Origin of the sequence: Anabaena sp. CCY 9910 (genome assembly GCF_963920875.1) — a bacterium.
Classification (GTDB): Bacteria; Cyanobacteriota; Cyanobacteriia; order Cyanobacteriales; family Nostocaceae; genus Trichormus; species Trichormus variabilis.
In genome coordinates, this window is record NZ_CAWUDJ010000116.1 from 1 (window position 1) to 915 (window position 915).

The following is a 915-nucleotide window of genomic DNA, read 5'->3' on the forward strand; positions in this document are numbered from 1 at the left end:
GGTAGTGGTAAATATGTAGTGATAATAAAATTAGACGCTACAACAAGAATTATAATGATGAATAAAGTACCAGATAGCACCAATGTGGTTATCTAGCTTTTTTGAGAATGATAAAGTTTTTCTAACTAAACGTGAAATTCTTTGACGCATTGTATTATTAAAGCGTTCGATATGATTAGTTTTGCCACTTTCTTTACCGACTGCTTTGTGACGTTTGTTGGGAATAACTTTTGCATAAGCAGCCCAAAAATCTGTATAGCAAACAGCACATTGACGATAAACTGGTGGCAGAGAATTCCATAATCCTTTAGCACCTTCTTCACTGCGAGTACCAATGTAAACCCCGACTATTTCTTTAGTATTTTTGTCTAAGGCTAACCAAATCCATTGCTTATTATTTTTACTAGTTACGAATGACCAAGCCTCATCACATTCGATAGTTAATTTCCCTTTAGGTTTCTCTGAGACCTTTACCTCTTGAGGAATCTGAGTATATTTGTTATTAACGTATTTTTGTAACCAAGTTTCTGAAACAAGAGCGGCACGAGCAATACCTGCAAGAGGTATCTTCTCAAGCAAAAGTCTATCAATCAGTTCTATAGTATCTTTAGTAATAATTTTATTAGTTGGATTTTCTATAAACTGTCTTTGACAGTTTTGACACTGATATTTTGGTTTTTGATTATGAATACGGCCATTTTTGACAGTATGTTGAGAACCGCAATTAGGACAACTAGGTTTATAAATTGACATTAAGACTAAAATAGTTGAATTTAAAAACACTGATACTTGATTACGTATAACATTTTATAGCTAAACAATATATTTGGTAAATTTATCTTTTAGAGAGAATTCAATTAGCCAATTAAATGTAATTAAAATTACAACAGCTAAAAAAGAATAATTTGAGTTAGA

The 915-nt window shown here is 31.6% G+C and carries 1 protein-coding gene; it reads right to left on the bottom strand.

Annotated elements, in window-relative coordinates; translation table 11 throughout:
- Positions 1-30 precede the first annotated feature (30 nt).
- A complete protein-coding gene (locus tag ACM5QX_RS29535) occupies positions 31-753 on the bottom strand; it encodes an IS1 family transposase (protein WP_414756757.1) in 723 nt (240 codons plus the stop codon).
- Positions 754-915: the final 162 nt, after the last annotated feature.